Below are 15301 nucleotides of genomic sequence, written 5' to 3'. Positions count from 1 at the left end.
TCGACATGTCGGCCGCTACATCAACGAGGCATCGGCGGGCGGTGGGCGGCGAGTGGATGAGTCTGGTCCCCGGCCGGGAAGCGGCGGACCCTGTGCCCGGCCCGTGAGGCCTCAGCCCGTGGTGAACCACACCGTCGTGTCGGCCGGCACCCTCACTCCGCCGTCCGCCCCCTCCACGTCGCCGCTGGCGAGCAGCACCCGCCCGTACGCCTCGGTGGTCACCGCCTGGCCCGTGGTGTTCGCGACGCACACGAACTCCCCGCGGCGGAAGGCGAGGACACCCTCGGGCGCCGTCAGCCACTCCACCGCGTCGCCCGCGCCCAGTCCGGCCTGGTCCCGGCGCACGGCGAGCGCACTCCGGTACAGCTCCAGGGTCGAACCGGCCGCCCCGCTCTGCGCCTCGACGCTCAGCTCGCCCCAGCCCTCCGGCTGCGGCAGCCAGCTGCCGCCGCCCCCGAAGCCGTACGAGGAACCGGTACGGGTCCACGGGATCGGCACCCGGCATCCGTCACGGAAGCCGTCCTGGCCGGCGCCCCGGAAGTACGCCGGGTCCTGGCGCACCTCGTCGGGCAGGTCCACGACGTCCGGCAGTCCCAGCTCCTCGCCCTGGTAGACGTAGGCCGAGCCGGGCAGTGCCAGCATCAGCAGGGTCGCGGCGCGGGCCCGGCGCAGGCCCAGTTCCCGGTCGCCGGGCAGCCGGATCTGGGTGCCGAGGCCGGGCGGGTTGGCGAAGCGGGTGGCGTGCCGGGTGACGTCGTGGTTGGACAGCACCCAGGTGGCGGGGGCGCCCACCGGGCGCATCGCGTCCAGGGTGCGGTCGATGACCTCGCGCAGTTCTTCGGCGTCCCAGTGGGTGCCCAGGTACTGGAAGTTGAAGGCCTGGTGCAGTTCGTCGGGGCGGACGTAGTTCGCGGTGCGCTCGACGGTCGGGGTCCAGGCCTCGGCGACGAAGATCCGCTCGCCGGAGTACTCGTCGAGGATGAGCCGCCACTGGCGGTAGATGTCGTGGACGCCGTCCTGGTCGAAGAACGGCATGACATCGTTGCCCAGCAGCTTCAGCTGCTCGTGGTCCCCCAGGTCGGGCAGGCCCTCGGCCTTCACCATGCCGTGCGCGACGTCGATGCGGAAGCCGTCCACGCCCATGTCCAGCCAGAACCGGAGGATGGAGCGGAACTCGTCGCCGACGGCCGGGTGTTCCCAGTTGAAGTCGGGCTGCTCGGGCGCGAAGAGGTGCAGGTACCACTCGCCGGGGGTGCCGTCGGGCTCGGTGACCCGGGTCCAGGCGGGGCCACCGAAGATCGACTCCCAGTCGTTGGGCGGGAGTTCACCGTCCACGCCCTTGCCGGGCCGGAAGTGGTAGCGGTCGCGCGAGGCCGAGCCGGGGCCCTCGGCGAGGGCCCGCTTGAACCACTCGTGCTGGTCGGAGGAGTGGTTGGGCACGATGTCGACGATGATCCGCAGGCCCAGTCCGTGGGCGTCCCGGATCAGCGCGTCCGCGTCGAGCAGGGTGCCGAACATGGGATCGACGGCGCGGTAGTCGGCGACGTCGTAGCCGGCGTCGGCCTGCGGGGAGGCGTAGAAGGGGCTGAGCCACACGGCGTCCACCCCGAGGTCGCGCAGGTACGGCAGGCGGGAGCGGATGCCCTCGAGGTCGCCCATGCCGTCGCCGTTGCTGTCGGCGAAGCTGCGCGGGTACACCTGGTAGATCACCGCGTCCCGCCACCAGTCGTGACGCCTGGCGACGGCAGCGTCGGTCGTGGAGGTCGGGGCCGGGGCGGCGGCGTGCTGCTGGCTCATGTCGTCCTTGAATACGTGGGGTCGGTCAGGGAGGCGAGGGGGGCCGGGAGGGCAGGAGGCGGGAGACGAGACGGCCGCGGTGCCGGCGGGGTCGGATGTCCGTGCACCGCGACCGCCTTCCCGCGCGCCGCGGCGCGCGGGAGTCTTCGTACGGAGGGCGTCAGCCCTTCGTGCCGCCCGCGGTGAGGCCGGCCACCAGGTTCTTCTGCACGAGGTAGAAGAACGCGGAGACGGGTATCGCGATCAGGACCGCGGTGGCGGCCATGAGGTTGCGCTGGGCGTCGTGCTCGCTGACGAAGCTCTGCAGACCGACGGCGAGCGTGTACTTCTCGTCGTCCAGCAGGAACGTCGTGGCGAAGGCGACCTCGCCGAACGCCGTGATGAAGCTGTAGAAGGCGGCGACGGCGAGACCCGGCTTGGCGAGCGGCAGGATGAGCCGCACGAACGTGCCGAACGGGGACAGCCCGTCGACCCGGCCCGCCTCGTCGATCTCGAACGGAATGGTGTCGAAGTAGCCCTTCATCAGCCAGGCACAGTACGGCACCGCGGTCGAGCAGTAGACGAGGATGAGCCCGAAGTAGGTGTCGATCAGCTGGAGGTCGGACAGGATCTGGTACATCGGGACCATCAGGACGGCCACCGGGAACATCTGGGTGACCAGGAGGACCCACATGAACTTCTTGTACCCGGGGAACCGCATCCGGGACACCGCGTACCCGGTGGTGGCGGCGACCAGGACGCCGATGACGGTGGTGCCGAGCGAGACGATCAGCGAGCTCTTCAGCCAGTCGAAGAAGTTCGTGTTCTGCAGCACGAACGTGTAGTTGTCCAGCGTCATCTTGCCCCAGATGCCGCCGGGACGCAGATAGTCGTCCTTGTCCGGGCCGAGGGACAGGAAGACCAGCCAGGCGACCGGGAACAGTGCGACGACGCTCGCCGCGATCAGGATGCCGTGCGAGGCGAGGACGCCGCCGCGGCCGACCTCGCCGCGCCGCCGCGTCCCGGGCCGGCGGGGCGTGGTCCTCCCGGCCGGTGTGCCCGTCACCACTGCTGACGGTGGGGTGTCGAGGGTGCTCATGGGGGCTCCTGCCTCAGATCGCGAGCTGCTGCTCATTGCGGTTCAGCCAGCGGCGGTAGAAGGAGGTGAAGACGATCAGGATGGCCAGCAGCAGCATGCCGTAGGTCGCGGACTGCGCGAAGTCGCGCGGCTGCTGTCCGAAGCCGAGTTGGTAGGCCCAGGTGACGAGGATCTGTGCGTCCGGCGCGGTGTTGCCGAACAGCAGGAAGATGACGGCGAACTGGTTGAAGGTCCAGATGATGCCGAGCAGCACGACGGTGGAGCTGACCGAGCGCAGGCCGGGCAGGGTGACGTGGCGGAACCGCTGCCAGGCGCTCGCGCCGTCCATCTCGGCCGCCTCGTACAGGGTCCCGTCGATCGACTGGAGCCCGCCGAGCAGGGAGACCATCATGAACGGCACGCCGCACCAGGTGTTGACCATGATCGCGGCGAACCGCTGCCAGAAGGTGTCCTCGAGCCACAGCGGTGTCGGCAGGCCCAGGGACTCCAGGCCCGAGTTGATGATGCCGCTGTCGGCGAGCATGAACCGCCAGCCGAAGACGGTGACGAAGGTCGGTACGGCCCACGGCAGGATCAGGATCAGCCGGTAGAAGGTACGGCCGCGCAGCTTCTGGTTGAGCAGCAGGGCGAGGCCCAGACCGATGGTGTAGTGCAGGCCGACGCAGGCCGCCGTCCAGACGATCGTCCAGACGAAGTGGGACCAGAAGCGGTCGTACGCCGTCTCGCCCCAGAGGATGTCGGCGTAGTTGTCCAGGCCGATGAACGTGTACGTGGCCTCGATCTCGTTGACGCCGATGGTGCGGGCCGAGTTGAGGCTGTTGGCGTCGGTGAGGGTGAGGTAGAAGCCGTACGCCAGGGGATACAGCACGAGGACGCCGAGCACGACGACCACGGGCACGATCATGGCGAACGCGTACCAGTGCTTCTGGTAGGCCCGCTTCAGGCGGTCGGCCCGGCCGGCGCGGGGCGGGCGGTCACCGCTGCGCTTGCCGGTCGCGCGGTCGATGGCGACTGTCATGGTTCGGCACCTTCTGGATGTTCAAGGGGTTCGGCACACAGGCCGGTGGCCGCCGGGTCCTCCCCTCCCGGAAAGGGACCCGGCGGCCACGCGGGCTCTACTTGCTGAAGTCCGGCACCAGCTTGGCGATGGCGGTCTCGGCGTCGCCCAGACCCTTGTCCAGGGACTCCTTGCCGCCCGCGATCTGGGGCAGTTCGTCGTCGAGCGGACCCCACAGCGAGCTGTACTCGGGCAGGGCCGGGCGCGGCTGGGCGGCCTCGAGGACCGTCTGGTAGCCGGCGATGCCCGGGTCGGCCTTGACCTTGTCGGTGTAGGCGTCGTCACGCGTGGGCAGCGTGGAGTTCTTCAGGGCGATGGTCTCCTGGGACTTGGCCGAGGTCATGAAGTTCACGAACTTCAGCGCGGCCTCCTGCTTCGCGGCGTCGGAGCCGGCGTAGACGGAGAGGTTGTGGCCGCCGGTCGGGGCGCCCGCCGTGCCCGCGGAGCCGGCCGGGACGGTGGCGATGCCCAGGTTGTCCTTGTCCTCGAAGGCCGAGCCCTTGTAGAAGTTGGTGATCTCCCACGGGCCCTGGATGATCGCGGCGACCTTGCCGTTGACGAACGCGTCCTGGATGTGGGCGTAGGCGTCGGCGGTGGTGTCGGCCTTGTGCAGGCCCTTGCCGTCGAAGAGGTCCAGCCAGGCGCCGTACGCCTTCTCGGCCTCGGGCGACCTGACGGTGATCTTCTTGGCGTCGACGTCGACCGTGTCGGCGCCCTCGCCGTAGAGGAAGGACTGGGCGTAGTAGGCCTGGGTGGAGCCCCAGTAGCCGTCGACGCCGGTCTCGTCCTTGATGGTGGCGGCGGCCTTCCTCAGGTCGTCCCAGGTCTTGGGGGCCTCGACGCCGGCCTTCTCGAAGAGTTCCTTGTTGTAGACCAGCGCGAGCGTGTCCGTGACGAACGGGACACCGTAGACCTTGTCCTCGTAGGTGGCCTGCTCGATCAGGTTGGACTTGAACTCCGCCTGGTCCTTCAGCGCCTCGGTGCCGTCCAGCGGCAGGAAGAAGCCCTTCTTGGCGAAGGCGGGGGTCCAGCCGACCTCGGAGCGCAGCACGTCGGGGGCGCCCTTGGAACCGGCGGCGGTGTCGAACTTGTTCTGCGCCTGGTCGAAGGGGACGTTGACGTATTTGACCTTGACGTCCTCGTGGGCGGCCTCGAACTCCTTGACCAGGGCCTGGTACGTCGGCGCCTCGTTGGTCGCGTTGGAGGTGTCCCACCAGGTGATGGTGACCGGGCCGTCGGCCGAGTCGCCGCTGTCGCTGTCTCCGCCGCAGGCCGTCGCTGTGAGGGCGAGGGACGCCACCAGCGCGGTGGCCGCTATGCCACGCCGCATGAGTTCTCCTTGAGGGTGAAAGCCCGTGTCACGCAGGTCGGCCCCGTCTGCCGTCCTGCCTACGTGCCGACCGCGCCGATGGGGCCGCCGGGCGACGTGAACGTAACAGCGATGCAACCGATTCGAAAGACCTTGCTGAAAAATTTTGCAAGAAAGCCCGACGGTTACCCCGCCGTGACCTCCCCGCACCGCCTCCCCCCTGATGCCCCGATCGCCTTGCCACCGCCGGGTTTCCGGCGCCAGGACGGACGTTCGGACAGTTATGCAAGACTCTGCAAGTACTTGCCATCCGTTTCCGTCGGGGGAATCATCCGTTGCGGTACGGACACCGAGCGCGACGTGTCGAGTACGACATGCCGACCACGACATGAGGGACCGCGATGACGCAGCAGCCCACGACGGGCCGTCCGACGGCGCGCACCAGGCGTCCGACCGGTGTGCAAGGAGCGGGGCGGCCGATAGGGTCCGGTGCTGTGACCACACGTCTTGCCGACATCGCTGCTCAGGCCGGGGTGAGCGAGGCGACCGTCAGCCGCGTGCTCAATGGCAAGCCGGGTGTCGCCGCCACCACCCGCCAGTCCGTCCTCGCCGCCCTCGACGTCCTGGGTTACGAACGTCCGGTGCGGCTGCGGCAGCGCAGCGCGGGCCTGGTGGGGCTGATCACTCCCGAGCTGGAGAATCCGATCTTCCCGGCCCTGGCCCAGGTCATCGGGCAGGCGCTGACCCGCCAGGGCTACACACCGGTCCTGGCCACCCAGACCCCGGGCGGGTCGACGGAGGACGAGCTGACGGAGATGCTCGTCGACCGCGGGGTGGCCGGCATCATCTACGTCTCCGGCCTGCACGCGGACACCACGGCCGACATGCAGCGCTACGAGCGACTGCGCGCCCAGGGCGTGCCGTTCGTGCTGGTCGACGGCTTCTCGCCGCAGGTGCAGGCGCCGTTCATCTCCCCCGACGACCGGGCGGCGATGGCACTCGCGGTCACCCATCTCGCCTCCCTCGGGCACATCCGGATCGGGCTGGCGCTCGGGCCGAAGCGGTTCGTGCCCGTGCAGCGCAAGATCGAGGGCTTCGCACGCGCCATGCAGGACCAACTGGGCCTGGACGCCCGGACCGTGGAGACGGAGCTGGTCCAGCACTCCCTGTACACCCTGGAGGGCGGCCAGGCCGCCGCCAGCGCGCTCGTGGACCGCGGGTGCACGGCGGTGGTGTGCGCCAGCGACATGATGGCGCTGGGCGCGATACGGGCGGCCCGGCAGCGCGGTCTCGAGGTGCCGACGGACATCTCGGTGGTCGGCTTCGACGACTCCCCGCTGATCGCCTTCACCGACCCGCCGCTGACCACGGTCCGCAAGCCGGTCCCGGCGATGGGCCAGGCCGCGGTGCGCACCCTGCTGGAGGAGATCGGCGGGACGCCCGCCCCGCACAGCGAGTTCGTGTTCATGCCGGAGCTGGTGGTCCGCGGCTCGACGGCCTCGGCCCCCGGGGACCGGAACCGTTCCTAGGACTGCCCGGCGGGGCGCGCCAAGGAGGCGGGGCCCCGGGCACGCACTCCCCCGGGCTCTTCGGGCATGGGGCTCCCGGTCCGCAGAGGAACTCTCACAGTTATCTTCTTCGCGTTCCTGCAAGAGGGCCGCTGGCCTCCGGGCCCGGCCTGGCTGTTGCCCCCTGTCGACCGGATGACCTGGGGGCGGTGTCACCGGGCCCGAGGGGTGCCGTCGGAGACGCCGGTCAGAGGCCCGACCACCGCCCGGCCGGGCGCAGTGCCCGGCCACTTGGGGCGGGCAGGTAGGTCTGCACAACGTGGATGCGCGCGAACGGCCCCGCCCGCCCCGGCGGGAAAACCGCCGCGAGTCACCTCGGCCCCGATCGCCGGGCGGGCCCGGTCGGAGCGCGGCGCCGACAGCCGCCGGGCCGCTCGTGCCGCCCGCCCTGCGGACACCGGCGAGGAGCCCTGCGGACGGCGTCGTGGCTGCCGCGGCTGCCGGGCCGCTGCCGGCGCACGGGGCCCTCAGCGGCCGGCGGGCAGGTCGCCCCAGTCGAGGCGGAGCACGGCCAGGTCGTCGGAGTGGCGGCCGGCGTTCAGCGTGTGGGTTTCCTTGATGAGGAGGTCGACGTGGTCCTCCGGATCCGTCGGCGGCAGGTTCCCGATCAGCGCGAGCAGCCCCTCGACGCCGAGCCGCTCGCCCTTCGTCCCGTTGTGCCCTTCGATGAGGCCGTCGGTGTAGACGGTCAGGGCTCCGGCGGCCGGGAGCTGAACGACCGTGCAGGGCCAGCTGCCGTCTCCGGGGACGATGCCCAGGGCGATGCCGTGGTCGGCGCTCACCTCCCGGGTCCCCTCGGCCGTGGTGAGGAGGGGTTCGTGGTGGCCTGCCAGGTGGAGGACGGCGGTGCCGGAGCTCTGGTCGAGGGTGAGCAGAGTGCAGGTGGCGAACAGGTGCTGGCTGTCGCGTTCGGCGATCAGGATGCGTTCCATCAGGTGCAGCAGGTCGTCCCCGCGGTACCCGCCGAGTACCAGGGAGCGCCACGCGATCCGCAGACAGACACCCAGGGCCGCGGCGTCGGGACCGTGGCCGCTGACGTCGCCCACGACGGCGTGCAACAGCCCGTCGTCTCCCTCCACCACGTCGAGGAAGTCCCCGCCGAGCAGGGCCATCTCGGCGCCGGGCAGGTAGCGGGACGTCACCCTCACCGTGGAGGTGTCGAGCATCGGCCGGGGCAGCAGGCCGCGTTCCAGACGGGCGTTCTCCTCCGCCCTCAGCCGGGTGGCCTGGGCTTCGGCGCTCGCGCGTTCCGTCCGGCTCCGGTAGACGGCGTAGCGCAGCGCCCTTCGCAGCAGGTCCGCTTCGACCTTGCCCTTGACGAGGTAGTCCTGTGCTCCGGCGGCCATGGCCTCGGTGCCCGCCCGGTCCTCGGACAGCCCGGTCAGGACGATCACCGCGGTGTGGGGGGCCAGCCCTCGCACGGCCGTGACCGCGTCGACGCCCGCCACGTCGGGCAGGTGCAGGTCGAGGAGAACGCAGTCGATCGGGCTGCCGGCCAGTTCGGCGCGCGCCTCGGCCAGAGTGGTCCGGGTGGTCAGCGTGAACCGCATCCCCGTGTCGTGAAGGAGTTCCTCCACGAGCAGGGCGTCGCCCGCGTCGTCCTCGATCAGCAGGATGCGGTACACCGACTCCTCGGAGGCAGCTTCCGGCACGGCCGCCGTGTCTGCTGTCATCGCACGGGCTCCGCGTCGGCGCGGGTGGCCTCCGGCACGGGGGACGGGCCGGAGACCTCCGGCGGCCGGGGCGCGAGGGTGAAGACGATGCGTGCGCCGTCGTGGTACCCCGGATCGATCTCGATGGTGCCCCCGTGGAACTCGACGATCTTCTTGCACATCGCGAGACCGATTCCGCTCCCGGTGTAGGTGTCCTTGGTGTGCAGCCGCTGGAAGATCACGAACACCTTGTCGGCGTACTCCGGTGCGATGCCGATGCCGTTGTCGGTGACGGTGAACCGCCACAGTTCGCCTTCCGGGGCCGCCGTGACGTGGATCTTCGGCGTTTCGCCCGGGCGGCGGAACTTGACGGCGTTGCCTATCAGGTTCTGCCAGAGCATGCCCAGCTGGGTGGGGTCGGCGACCAGGGTCGGCAGCGGGTCGTGGGTGATCTCCGCTCCGGCCTCCTCGATGCCGACGCTCAGCGCGGCCAGGGTCCGTTCCAGCACCTCGCCCAGGTCGACGTCCTGGTGGGCGTTGTGCAGCCGCCCGACCCGGGAGAAGTCGAGCAGGTCGTTGATGAGGGTCTGCATGCGGTTCGCCCCGTCGACCGCGAAGTCGATGTACTGGTCGGCCCGGCTGTCGAGCTGCCCCCCGTAGCGCCGCTGGAGGAGCTGGGTGAAGCTGGAGACCTTGCGCAGCGGCTCCTGCAGGTCGTGGGAGGCCACGTACGCGAACTGCTCCAGCTCGGCGTTGGAGCGCTGGAGGTCCGCGGTCTGCGCGTCCAGACGCAGCCGTGTGTCCTCGCTGAGTGCCAGTTCCCGTACGAGACGCTGTCGCATGTAGTCGATCTCACGGCTGAGGCGCCGCAGGTCGGCGGGACCGGTCGGGGTGATGGGATGCTCGAAGTCGCCGCCGGTGACGGCACGGGCGTCCGCGCCGAGCCGTTCCAGCGGCGTGTTGATGCCCCGGCGCAGTCCCTCGAAGACCAGAGCCGTGAGGACGACGATGAGCACCGCGATGGCGCTGAACACCCCGTTCCTCAAGGCCATCGTCCTTACCAGGTCGTCCCTCACCCGTGTGAGGTCCGCGCGCAGCTGTTCCTGCTGGCCGCTCAGGGCCGCACGTACGTCGTCGAAGGCCTCCTTGCCTTCCGTCGCCCGCTGGGTGACCGTCGACGAGGGTGAGCCGGCGGGCGCGGCGGCGACGGGCCGGGCGACCCTCTCCTGCCACCTCGCCGCGGCGTCCTGCACGGCCTTCAGGTCGTCCAGACCCGCGGGGTCGCCCTTGAGCAGCCCGGTGAGTTGCGCGACGGTCGCTTCCTGCTCGGTGAGCCCCTCCTCGTAGGGGGTGATGAACTCCGGTATGCCGGTGAGCCCGTAGCCGCGGATTCCGGTCTCCTGGTTGAGCAAGGCCGCTTCCAGGCGGATCGCGACGGTCAGCGCGGAGGAGCGCACGTCCACGAGTTCGTCGCTGATCGACTCGGTCCGTCCCAGGACCCATGTGCCCGCTGCCCCGAGCAGGGTGAGGATCACGAGGGAAAGGGCCGTCCCCACGCGAAGCCACCGCTTGGTCGTCCACGCGGAAAAGCCTCGCGTGCGCGATCGCCTCTCGTCGACGGTCATCGTGTGGGCTCCTCGGTGTGGCAGACATGTGAAAGTTGGGCCAGCACACTTTAGAGGGTGACAACCCTTGTTGTCGCGGAGCTGCTCCGGGACCTAGAGTGCCGGACATGCCTGGCAAGGACTTCGCACCGTGGATCACCCCGCAGGAGACCGCTTCCCTCACGGACGCGGCAGTCGGTGATCTTGCGCAGCGCCTCGCCCGCCGGTTTCTGGGAGCCCCCTCGCACCCGGCACCGGACGACCCGGCACAGGCCCTGGCTCTGCTCCACGTGCTGGACCACCTCAAACAGGCCACTGAAAGACTCCAGCAGGAGGCGGCCGTGGCCGCCGCCCGCGCCGGTGCCGGCTACCCGCAGATCGGTGCCGCCTGCGGTATGACCCGGCAGGGTGCCCGGCGCCGCTGGCCGGGGCTTTTCCACCATTCCCCCGAGAAACCCACGGAGCATCCGACAATGACCACCCCCGCCCGCCCCTTCGACGTCCTGCTGGTCGAAGACGACATTGCCGACGCCATGCTCATCGAGGAAGCCCTCTCCGAGCGCGGAGCCCGCAACCTCGTCCAGGTCACCGACGGGGTCGCCGCGCTGGAACACCTGCGGGCCCCGGACAGTCCGCGACCCGACCTCATCGTCCTCGACCTGAACATGCCCCGGATGAACGGCCGCGATCTGCTCAAGGTCCTGAAGAGCGATGACGACCTCCAGACGATCCCCGTGGTCGTCCTGACCACGTCCACCGCTCCGGACGACGTCACGGGCGCGTACAGCAGCCACGCCAACGCCTACGTGACCAAGCCCGTCAACCTGGAGGAGTTCGAGCAGGCCGTCCAGAGCATCGACGCCTTCTACCTCGACACCGCCACCCGTCCCCGTCCCTGAGCCGGCCCGGTGTCACGGCGCCCCGGAAGCAGGCTCCGGCTGCGCTCGTGGAGCCGTGGCACCGCGCACCCGTGGAGGCCGTCCGGGGCGCCATGCCGTCCCCGGGCCGCAGGCGGCGAGTCCTCGCACCCTGCTCCAGGAGGAGGCGGCGGGCCTCCCTCCCGGAGAGAACGTGCGGGTCCGCCCAAACCGTAGGATGATCTGTAGGGGGGCTTTTCTGGCAGACTCTGTGCCCATGGGTGAAGCGAGGGTGACCACGCTGGAAGGTCGGCATCAGGCCGCGGCGCACCCCGTCGAGGACGAGACGGGGCAGGGGTTCCTGCGTCGTCTGCGCACCCCCCGCCGGCCGCGGCTGCGGTTCGAGATCCTGCTGATCGCGGTGAGTTACTGGACGTACTCACTCGTCCGCAACGCGGTGCCGGAGCAGAAGTCCGAGGCGCTGCGCAACGCGGACTGGCTCTGGGACCTGGAGCAGCAGCTCAACCTCGCCTTCGAGGAGTCGGTCAACCACGCGGTGAACTCGGTGACCTGGCTGGTCATCGGCATGAACTACTACTACGCCACCCTGCACTTCGCGGTCACGCTGGGTGTCCTGGTGTGGCTCTACCGTAGTCATCCCGGCCGTTACGCGGCGACCAGGCTGGTGCTGTTCTCAACCAACGCCGTCGCCCTCGCCGGTTACTACCTGTTCCCGCTCGCCCCGCCGCGCCTGATGAACGGCGGCGGCTTCGTCGACACCGTGGTGGTCCACGAGACCTGGGGATCGATGGCCTCCGGCGACCTGAAGAACATGTCCAACCAGTACGCCGCGATGCCCTCGATGCACATCGGCTGGTCGATGTGGTGCGGGCTGACGGTCTTCGCGCTGGCGACGGTCCCGTGGGCGAGGGTCCTGGGCCTGCTGTACCCGGCGGGCACGCTGGTGGTCATCGTCGCCACCGCCAACCACTTCTGGCTGGACGCGGTGGGCGGTCTGCTCTGCCTCGCCTTCGGCTACGCGCTGGCGACCCTCTGGTACGGGAGCGGGCCGTACGCGCTGCCCCGAGTGGTGCCGGAGGACGGGGGCGGGGGCGTCCGGGACAAGGCCGGCCGGTTCAGGAGTTTCCCGGGCCGGCGCGGCACGGGCGGGGCCGGCGTGGTGGCGGACGGCGGCAAGGGCACGGGCAGCAGCCGGGGCCCGGGCATCGGGGGCCCGGGCGTGGTGAGCCCGCGTACCCCGAAGGACCCGGACGGCTCCCCCGCCGCGGGCGTGTCCGCCCGCACCCGGGCGCCTGAGGAGGCGACTCCGCGTCACTGAGGCGTCCCGCACCACCGGCTACGACCCGTCGTAGAACAGCTCCTCCATCACGCCCCGTGCCCTGCGGGCCGTGCGCCGGTACGCGTCGAGCATGTCCCCGGCATGGCCGGGACCGTAGCCGAGGTAGCGGCCGACGGCGGCCAGTTCCCGCGGGTCGGTGGGGAAGGTGTCCCCGGCCCGGCCCCGGACCAGCATGACCGCGTTGCGCACGCCGGTGGCCAGTACCCAGGCCTCGTCGAGGATGGCCGCCGCCTCCGCGGGGATCAGCCCGGCCGCCTGGGCGGCCGCCAGCGCCTCGCGGGTGCGGGTGGTGCGCAGCCCCGGCTCGTGCGCGGCGCACCGCAGCTGGGTCAGCTGCACGGTCCACTCCACGTCGGACAGGCCGCCGGGACCGAGCTTGGCGTGCAGCTTGGGGTCGGTGCCCCGCGGCAGCCGCTCGGACTCCATACGGGCCTTCAGCCGCCGGATCTCGCGCGCGTCGTCCTCGCCGATTCCGGCGGGCGGGTAGCGCAGCGGGTCGATCAGCTCGACGAAGCGGCGGCCGAGGTCCTCGTCGCCGGCGACCGGCTCGGCGCGCAGCAGCGCGTGCCGCTCCCACGCCAGGGACCAGCGCCGGTAGTACGCCTCGTACGACTTCAGAGTGCGGACCAGCGGCCCGGACCGGCCTTCGGGACGCAGGTCGGCATCGATGAGCAGGGGCGGGTCGGCGCTGGGGATCTGGAGCAGGCGGCGCATCTCGGAGACGACCTTGCCGGCGGCGTCGGCCGCTTCCCGTTCGTCCACGCCGTCGCGCGGTTCGTGGACGAACAGGACGTCCGCGTCGGAGCCGTAGCCCAGCTCGTGGCCGCCGAAGCGGCCCATGCCGATGATCGCGAAGCGGGTGGGGAGGGTGTCCCCCCAGCCCTCCCGGACGACCGCGCGCAGCGTGCCGGCGAGGGTGGCGGCGGTCAGGTCCGACACGGCGCCGCCGACCAGGTCGACCAGGGCGCCCTGGTCGGCCTCGGCCGGCTGGGACTCGGTGCCGTAGGAGCCGACGATGTCGGTGGCGGCGGTGCGGAACAGCTCGCGGCGGCGGACTCCGCGGGCGGCGGTGACCGCCTGGACGGCGCCGTCGGCGCGGCGGACGGCGGCGAGGATCTCCTGTTCCAGGTGGGCACGGGGGCGAGGGCTGAGGCCTCCGGCCTCACCGTCGCCGAGCAGGGCCACCGCCTCGGGGGCACGCATCAGCAGGTCGGGGGCCAGCCGTCCGGCGGACAGGACGCGGGCGAGGTTCTCGGCGGCGGCGCCCTCGTCGCGCAGCAGCCGCAGGTACCAGGGGGTCTTGCCGAGCGCGTCGGAGACCTTGCGGAAATTCAGCAGGCCGGCGTCAGGGTCGGCGGAGTCGGCGAACCAGCCGAGCAGTACGGGCAGCAGGGTCCGCTGGATGGCCGCCTTGCGGGTCACGCCGGACGCCAGCGCCTCCAGGTGGCGCAGGGCGGCGCCCGGATCGGCGTAGCCGAGGGCGACCAGCCGTTCGCGGGCGGCCTCGGTGCTGAGCCGGGCCTCGCCGGGGGCGAGCTGGGCGACCGCGTCGAGCAGCGGCCGGTAGAACAGCTTCTCGTGCAGCCGCCGTACGACGGAGGCGTGCCGCCGCCACTCGCGGTTCAGGCTCGTCGCCGGGTCGGTGCGCAGGCCCAGGGAGCGGCCGATGCGGCGCAGGTCCGCGTCGTCCTCCGGGACCAGGTGGGTGCGGCGCAGCCTGAAAAGCTGGATGCGGTGTTCCAGGGAGCGCAGGAAACGGTAGGCGCCGTCGAGCTGGGCGGCGTCGGCACGGCCGACATAGCCGCCGGCGGCGAGGGCCCCCAGCGCGTCGAGGGTGGTGCCGCTGCGCAGGGAGCTGTCGGTGCGGCCGTGCACCAGCTGGAGCAGCTGCACGGCGAACTCGACGTCGCGCAGCCCGCCGGGGCCGAGCTTGAGCTGACGCTCGACCTCGGCGGTGGGAATGGTGTCGATGACCCGGCGGCGCATCTTCTGCACGTCGGCGACGAAGTTCTCCCGTTCGGCGACCTGCCACACCAGGGGCCGGAGCGCCGCGACGTACTCCTCGCCGAGGCCGAGGTCGCCGGCCACCGGGCGGGCCTTGAGCAACGCCTGGAACTCCCAGGTCTTGGCCCAGCGCTGGTAGTACACGCGGTGTGAGGCGAGGGTGCGGACGAGGGGGCCGTTGCGGCCCTCGGGCCGCAGGTTGGCGTCGACGGGCCAGATGGTGCCCTCGACATTGTTCTCGGAGCAGATCCGCATCATGTGCGAGGCCAGCCGGGTGGCGGCGCGCAGTGCCTTGTCCTCGTCGGCGCCGTTCACCGCCTCGCCGACGAAGATGACGTCGACGTCCGACACGTAGTTCAGTTCGTGCCCGCCGCACTTGCCCATCGCGATCACCGCGAGCCGGCACAGGGCAGTGTCCTCGGGCGCGGCCGCCTCGGCGAGCGCGAGGGCGGCGCGCAGGGTGGCGGTGGCGAGGTCGGCGAGTTCGGCGGCGGACTCGGACACCTCGGTGGTGCCGCAGACGTCGCGGGCGGCGATGGACAGCAGGCACCGACGGTAGGCGACGCGCAGCGACACGGCGTCGGTGACGGCGGCGAGGCCGTGCTCGAACTCGGTCACACCGGGGTGCAGGTCCCGCGCCTCGTACGTGACGAGCGCCTGCCAGTCGTCGGCGTGCCGGGCGAGATGGTCGGCCAGGGCCTCGGAGGCGCCGAGCACACCGAGCAGCCGGTCGCGCAGCGGCTTGGCGGCGATCAGCGTGTCCAGCAGCTCCTGCCGGCCGGTGGCGCCGGTCTGCGCCTCCAGCAGCCGGACCAGTCCCAGCAGCGCGAGATCGGGGTCGGCGGTGGCGCCGAGCGCCTCGAGGAGTACCGGATCGTTGCGCACCGCGGCCAGCTCGGGGCTGTCCAGCAGCCGCTCGGCCGCCGACGGGTCGGTGAAACCGTGCCGCAGCAGCCGTGTGAAGGTACTGCTCCTGCGCCCCGGCACCGACGTCATCCCGGCCTCCCTCGGTCCT

The 15301-nt window shown here is 71.2% G+C and carries 10 protein-coding genes; 3 read left to right on the top strand and 7 right to left on the bottom strand.

The features are described from left to right. Positions 1–111: 111 nt before the first annotated feature. From HUV60_RS24805 to HUV60_RS24790, 4 genes are all read right to left on the bottom strand, one after another. A complete protein-coding gene (locus HUV60_RS24805; protein WP_257849410.1) occupies positions 112–1797 on the bottom strand; it encodes a glycoside hydrolase family 13 protein in 1686 nt (561 codons plus the stop codon). Between the two features lie 160 nt (positions 1798–1957). Next, complete coding sequence (locus HUV60_RS24800) at positions 1958–2875, bottom strand: sugar ABC transporter permease (RefSeq protein ID WP_257849409.1); 918 nt, start codon at positions 2873–2875, stop codon at positions 1958–1960. Between the two features lie 13 nt (positions 2876–2888). Then, positions 2889–3893, bottom strand: coding sequence for a carbohydrate ABC transporter permease (locus HUV60_RS24795; RefSeq protein WP_257849408.1), 1005 nt, complete (start codon positions 3891–3893; stop codon positions 2889–2891). A 97-nt stretch (positions 3894–3990) separates the two neighbouring features. Beyond that, complete coding sequence (locus HUV60_RS24790) at positions 3991–5262, bottom strand: extracellular solute-binding protein (RefSeq protein WP_257849407.1); 1272 nt, start codon at positions 5260–5262, stop codon at positions 3991–3993. A 473-nt stretch (positions 5263–5735) separates the two neighbouring features. Here HUV60_RS24790 and HUV60_RS24785 point away from each other — a divergent pair, with 473 nt between their 5' ends. After that, positions 5736–6770 carry a LacI family DNA-binding transcriptional regulator gene (locus HUV60_RS24785; RefSeq protein ID WP_257849406.1) on the top strand — a complete coding sequence of 345 codons (1035 nt, stop codon included), beginning with the start codon at positions 5736–5738 and terminating at the stop codon, positions 6768–6770. Between the two features lie 506 nt (positions 6771–7276). Here the strand turns inward: HUV60_RS24785 and HUV60_RS24780 are convergent. Both HUV60_RS24780 and HUV60_RS24775 read right to left on the bottom strand, forming a co-directional pair. Beyond that, a complete protein-coding gene (locus HUV60_RS24780) occupies positions 7277–8482 on the bottom strand; it encodes a PP2C family protein-serine/threonine phosphatase (RefSeq protein ID WP_257849405.1) in 1206 nt (401 codons plus the stop codon). Beyond that, a complete protein-coding gene (locus HUV60_RS24775; protein ID WP_257849404.1) occupies positions 8479–10086 on the bottom strand; it encodes a sensor histidine kinase in 1608 nt (535 codons plus the stop codon). The genes HUV60_RS24780 and HUV60_RS24775 overlap by 4 nt, the downstream gene beginning before the upstream one ends. A 107-nt stretch (positions 10087–10193) precedes the next feature. Between HUV60_RS24775 and HUV60_RS24770 the strand changes: the two genes are divergently transcribed. Together HUV60_RS24770 and HUV60_RS24765 are read left to right on the top strand one after the other, a co-directional pair. Then, positions 10194–10964, top strand: a complete 771-nt coding sequence (locus HUV60_RS24770) for a response regulator (RefSeq protein WP_257849402.1) — start codon at positions 10194–10196, stop codon at positions 10962–10964. Between the two features lie 235 nt (positions 10965–11199). Then, complete coding sequence (locus tag HUV60_RS24765) at positions 11200–12261, top strand: phosphatase PAP2 family protein (RefSeq protein WP_443047407.1); 1062 nt, start codon at positions 11200–11202, stop codon at positions 12259–12261. A gap of 18 nt (positions 12262–12279) precedes the next feature. On the opposite strand, the gene HUV60_RS24760 is transcribed toward HUV60_RS24765, so the two are convergent. Next, positions 12280–15282 (bottom strand): bifunctional [glutamine synthetase] adenylyltransferase/[glutamine synthetase]-adenylyl-L-tyrosine phosphorylase, encoded by a 3003-nt coding sequence (locus tag HUV60_RS24760; RefSeq protein ID WP_257849401.1) that lies wholly within the window; start codon positions 15280–15282, stop codon positions 12280–12282. Positions 15283–15301 lie beyond the last annotated feature (19 nt).

This window comes from Streptomyces sp. KMM 9044 (genome assembly GCF_024701375.2).
Classification (GTDB): Bacteria; Actinomycetota; Actinomycetes; order Streptomycetales; family Streptomycetaceae; genus Streptomyces.
Note: the sequence above shows the minus strand (reverse complement) of the source record. Positions and strands in the feature narration are given on the sequence as shown.

Coding starts and splice junctions, on each gene's coding strand:
- HUV60_RS24805 (WP_257849410.1), bottom strand. CDS start 1,797: ATGAGCCAGCAGCACGCCGCCGCCCCGGCCCCGACCTCCACGACCGAC.
- HUV60_RS24800 (WP_257849409.1), bottom strand. CDS start 2,875: ATGAGCACCCTCGACACCCCACCGTCAGCAGTGGTGACGGGCACACCG.
- HUV60_RS24795 (WP_257849408.1), bottom strand. CDS start 3,893: ATGACAGTCGCCATCGACCGCGCGACCGGCAAGCGCAGCGGTGACCGC.
- HUV60_RS24790 (WP_257849407.1), bottom strand. CDS start 5,262: ATGCGGCGTGGCATAGCGGCCACCGCGCTGGTGGCGTCCCTCGCCCTC.
- HUV60_RS24780 (WP_257849405.1), bottom strand. CDS start 8,482: ATGACAGCAGACACGGCGGCCGTGCCGGAAGCTGCCTCCGAGGAGTCG.
- HUV60_RS24775 (WP_257849404.1), bottom strand. CDS start 10,086: ATGACCGTCGACGAGAGGCGATCGCGCACGCGAGGCTTTTCCGCGTGG.
- HUV60_RS24770 (WP_257849402.1), top strand. CDS start 10,194: ATGCCTGGCAAGGACTTCGCACCGTGGATCACCCCGCAGGAGACCGCT.
- HUV60_RS24765 (WP_443047407.1), top strand. CDS start 11,200: ATGGGTGAAGCGAGGGTGACCACGCTGGAAGGTCGGCATCAGGCCGCG.
- HUV60_RS24760 (WP_257849401.1), bottom strand. CDS start 15,282: ATGACGTCGGTGCCGGGGCGCAGGAGCAGTACCTTCACACGGCTGCTG.